Origin of the sequence: Chitinophaga sp. (genome assembly GCF_035564935.1) — a bacterium.
Classification (GTDB): domain Bacteria; phylum Bacteroidota; class Bacteroidia; order Chitinophagales; family Chitinophagaceae; genus Chitinophaga.
Genome location: NZ_DATMTE010001113.1, coordinates 1 through 4,056, shown reverse-complemented (window position 1 = coordinate 4,056; position 4,056 = coordinate 1). Strand labels below are relative to the sequence as shown.

Annotated in this window: 5 protein-coding genes and 1 pseudogene; 3 read left to right on the top strand and 3 right to left on the bottom strand. The window is 46.9% G+C overall.

From position 1 onward, the window contains the following. A partial coding sequence (locus VN105_RS28795; RefSeq protein ID WP_325646782.1) for a PASTA domain-containing protein occupies positions 1-874 on the top strand: 874 nt, incomplete at its 5' end. 38 nt (positions 875-912) lie between these two features. Further along, positions 913-1,218 carry a rhodanese-like domain-containing protein gene (locus VN105_RS28790; protein WP_325646780.1) on the top strand — a complete coding sequence of 102 codons (306 nt, stop codon included), beginning with the start codon at positions 913-915 and terminating at the stop codon, positions 1,216-1,218. Between the two features lie 51 nt (positions 1,219-1,269). Here the strand turns inward: VN105_RS28790 and VN105_RS28785 are convergent, their stop codons facing one another. Together VN105_RS28785 and VN105_RS28780 are read right to left on the bottom strand one after the other, a co-directional pair. Further along, on the bottom strand, positions 1,270-1,662 hold the full coding sequence (locus tag VN105_RS28785; protein ID WP_325646778.1) for a RidA family protein: 393 nt from the start codon (positions 1,660-1,662) through the stop codon (positions 1,270-1,272). Between the two features lie 49 nt (positions 1,663-1,711). Continuing rightward, positions 1,712-2,830, bottom strand: a complete 1,119-nt coding sequence (locus tag VN105_RS28780; protein WP_325646777.1) for a hypothetical protein — start codon at positions 2,828-2,830, stop codon at positions 1,712-1,714. 164 nt (positions 2,831-2,994) lie between these two features. Between VN105_RS28780 and VN105_RS28775 the strand changes: the two genes are divergently transcribed. Then, positions 2,995-3,744: a hypothetical protein gene (locus tag VN105_RS28775; RefSeq protein ID WP_325646775.1), complete on the top strand. Its 750-nt coding sequence runs from the start codon at positions 2,995-2,997 to the stop codon at positions 3,742-3,744. A 36-nt stretch (positions 3,745-3,780) separates the two neighbouring features. On the opposite strand, the pseudogene VN105_RS28770 reads toward VN105_RS28775, so the two are convergent. Continuing rightward, positions 3,781-4,056: pseudogene (locus VN105_RS28770) on the bottom strand (hypothetical protein); the annotation flags it as partial.

The following is a 4,056-nucleotide window of genomic DNA, read 5'->3' as shown; positions in this document are numbered from 1 at the left end:
ATGGCCTGCTTTTGGAAGAAAGCGGGAAATAAAGATTATCACACTTAATATAACTATCGTGTTCGACTTTATTACCAAACGCTCTTTTTTATTTAATCTGTTGGCGGTTATTGTAATGTTTTTTGTTCTGGCCCTGTTGTTTTTCTCTATGCTGGGTTTCATCACCAAACATGGACAACAGCAAACCGTGCCGGATGTACATGGGAAAAATGTAAAGGAAGCTATTGAATTGCTGGAGAAAGCCGGCTTTGAAGCCGATGTAAGGGATTCTATTTATATTGACTCCATTCCGCCCCTGGCCGTGTATGCGCAAACGCCTGACAAAGGAGCACAGGTAAAAGTAGGCAGAACTATTTACCTGACCGTAAATAAAACTGTGGCGCCTATGGTGAAAATGCCGGACCTCGAGGGACTTACCTTCCGCAGCGCCGAAATGATGCTGAAAAGCATGCGGCTCAATGTGGGCGATACTATTTACAAACCGGATTTTGCCACCAACACCGTATTACAGCAACTGCTGAACGGCAGGAAAGTGAAGCCGGGTACGGAAGTAGCAGAAGGCAGCAATATTACCCTGATCCTGAGCAGCGGAACCGGCAGTGTGGAAAACCCGGTGCCTAATTTTGTGGGCCTCACCTTTGCAGAAGCCCGTGAAATGCTCAGCGCCAGTAACCTCAACCAGGGTACAGTGATCATTGACCCCGGTGTAACAGATACGGCAAACGCCTATATCATTAAGCAGGTACCTACCCGTAAAAACGAGATCGGCGACTTTAATATGGTAAGGGCCGGTGAAAGCGTGGACTTCTGGTTATCTGCCACCAAACCGGTAACCGATAGTACTGCTACTGTGAAACCTGTTGAACAGGAATAGTTGAAAATGATGTAATTTGATTCTAAATACTTAATAACATGCAAAACATTACGGCAGAAGAACTGAAACAACGTATAGACAACGGTGAAGAACTTTACATATTAGACGTAAGAGAGCCTCATGAACGCGCAGAGTTCAACATTGGCGGTACACATATTCCTTTGGGCTTTGTACAGCAGATGCAGGTTGATGAAATTGAAGACTGGAAAGACAAGGAAATCATCGTGTATTGCCGTAGCGGTAACCGCAGCGGGCAGGCTTGTATGTTGCTCGATTCCATGGGTTTTACCAACACCAGGAACCTGGTTGGAGGTATGCTGAAATGGACAGAGCTGTATAAATAATATTATCACGATTTCTGCGCCCTGGTTACCTGGCGCAGAAGTCCTTCCCCGTCAGGCTTTCTGCTCTATAATAGCGGTGGCTTCTATTTCCACAAGATACCGGGGATCAATCAGCTTGCTTACCTCCACCATGGTAGTAGCCGGTTTTATACTCCTGAAAAATTCCCCGTGCGCCCTTCCATATTCTTCCCACCTGGAGATATCTGTTACAAACATACGGGTGCGTACCACATCATGTAATGTGGCGCCTGCATTGATCAGCGCTGATTCTATTTTTGCCAGGGCAAATTTTGTTTGTTCATAGGCGTCACCTTCGGCTACTACCTTATCGTTATCGGATGCTACGGTGCCGGATACTTCAATGATATTGCCTACCCTTACCGCACGGGAGTAGCCTACTTTCCCTTCCCAGAGCGCGCCGGAGGAATAATTGGTGCGTTTCATAGTTATTTTTTAGAGAGATGAGGAGATGCACAAAGCTACAACATCTTCTTTAGTGTGTGGCGGCAGTATTATCTGCCGGGGCGGTAGTCCTGAATTTTACGACCCTGCCCAGCAGGTCGAACCAGAAGGGAGCGCCCAGCGATATGGCGAGCGCGGTGATGCACCAACCGGCAAAAATGAGCCAGCCATTTTGCTGGAAAGGATGTGTATAACCGCATCGTACGGTAAGATGCCCGCTGGTGGTATCAGTGATGCAGGGCCGGCCGATGCCCAGTACATTCGCCGCATCGCCGGCATCGCTGCGGAGCATGGCGTATATGCCAATCAGCGAGGTATCGGTTACGAATATACGGATGGAGGTATCGCCCCGGAAAAAGGCGCTGTCTTTCTGCAGCACGTTTTTACGTATAAGCGTATCCGTAATAGCCGAATAATCCGGCGCGCGGCTGGCGGCGAGCTGCACCAGCTGGGATCTTACGTTTTTGTCTTTCATCATGATCCGCGCTATGGCGATGGAATCCACGTTAAACAAGGCCGCAATGGTAATACCGATACACAGCAACCAGGCCTGCGTTTGTTTCTTATACCAGCCGCTGGTGCGGGTCATGGTTTCGTTGAACCAGCCTTCCATATTTGCGCGGAAGGCTGCTATATTGTGCTCCGCATCTTCAAACAGTTGCTGCAGATGCTCCCGCGTATCCGGCGCCAGGTGCAGGTAATTATGTGTCAGCGCCGCTTTCATGGCCTGTACGTCGTTTCCTTTATGTTCCGGTACGCTGCCACGCAACAGGTGCACCATTGTTTGGGAAAAGATCTGCGGGCTGATATAGGCCGGGCGCGATGTGGCACTGTTTTTACCCAGGCTGCGGATAGAAGGGGAGTTATAGAACTTTTTAAGGAAAGGATTTTTCCGGAAAGGTTCGAAAAAGTAAACCACGCTCCACCCCAGTTCGTAAAACCAATTGAAGAAAGTAAACTTTCCAAACCAGCCGAGATCCGCACTATGATCATCTTCCTCCAGCATCCGGCGTAAACCTTTGGTTAACAGCCGCGCCCTGGAATTAAAGATCCTGGCAAACAGTTCCTGTACTACAGAGGCCAGTAAACTGTATAACAGGTAAATGAAAATAAGGCCAAGCGCCACATCTATGGCCAGGTTACTAAACATAAGGACAGGTATTAAGTTGACATATTTACATAAAAGTAAATATTTATACCAAAGATAAAAGTGCACTACGCAATGTATTTGCAAACTCTCCGTTATGTTTTTTAACAAATTGCTGTGTCAGGTGCAGCAACGAAACAATATATCTTTGCCAATATTTTAGTGATATGAAATTGAAACATTTAGCCTTGTGTTTGGGAATGGCGGTTTCCTTTGGCGCTACCGCCCAGATCAAATACAGGGATACGCAGAAGAAGCCGGTTTTAGTTCCTTACGACAGCAGCATTGCCTTTCAGCATCTTACACCGGATATAGCCCAGCTAACGCTGGTAGGACAGGAGATCACTTTCCTGAAACTTAATCCACGGCGCGCCGTGCGAAATAAAGAAGATACCCTGCTGGATAATCTCAAGATGAAAGCCGTAGTAGAGGTGCCCTATAAAAGTGTGCTCAAAGGAGGACATTTTTATACGCCCTATAAAGCAATAGAGAATAAAACATTCCGCATTGTAGACTACGACCGGAAAAACCTGGAAGGTACGCCCACGCTTATTTTCACGTTGCGTGATGAAGACCGGAAACTGTTGCTTTACCAGGTGCCTGAAGACAATCTTCCGAACACACCGGTGATTATCAACGGCAACTACGAATGGCTGAAACAACAGTATGTAGGAAGAAAATTACATCTCCGGAAAGAAAATAAAAAAACGGAAAATATCCTGGACAACAACAAGGAAATAACACTGAGCAATGAGGATGTGTATTCCTGTACAGATATTGCGGTGATTTTTTCCGGTAAACAGAAATATGGTCAGCCTTTCCTGATCGTTAAAAACAGCGAAAACCAGGAACTGGCAATTGGCGTGGGAAAAAAGAGTGAGTACACTACCGGCCCGCTGATTGAAGAATTTGAATAATTCTATTAAGAGGAAAGCAGTGCTGCTTTCCTCTTTTTATTTTGTGTTGCCGGATTCAAAAAAGCAGCAGCTGCCGCCTACCCAGGTATCCTGGCTGTTGAATCCTACGCCTATCATTCTGCCCTTGCTGATCCGGGCCAGGTTATGCACCAGCATTGGCCTTGCAGCGCCATCCAGCCAGATGTAGATCATGCGTATTTCGCAGATGGCAGGCCCGGTAGGCGTTTCTATGGCAGGCGCATATTTTACTTTGTGCTGTAATATCCAGTTCTCCGGATCCTTGATCCGGTCAATATCTTCCTGGGTAACATC

What these genes read in the sequence shown, in the direction of transcription:
- VN105_RS28780 (WP_325646777.1), bottom strand. Translation starts at nt 2,830, where the DNA reads ATGTTTAGTAACCTGGCCATAGATGTGGCGCTTGGCCTTATTTTCATT.
- VN105_RS28785 (WP_325646778.1), bottom strand. Translation starts at nt 1,662, where the DNA reads ATGAAACGCACCAATTATTCCTCCGGCGCGCTCTGGGAAGGGAAAGTA.
- VN105_RS28775 (WP_325646775.1), top strand. Translation starts at nt 2,995, where the DNA reads ATGAAATTGAAACATTTAGCCTTGTGTTTGGGAATGGCGGTTTCCTTT.
- VN105_RS28790 (WP_325646780.1), top strand. Translation starts at nt 913, where the DNA reads ATGCAAAACATTACGGCAGAAGAACTGAAACAACGTATAGACAACGGT.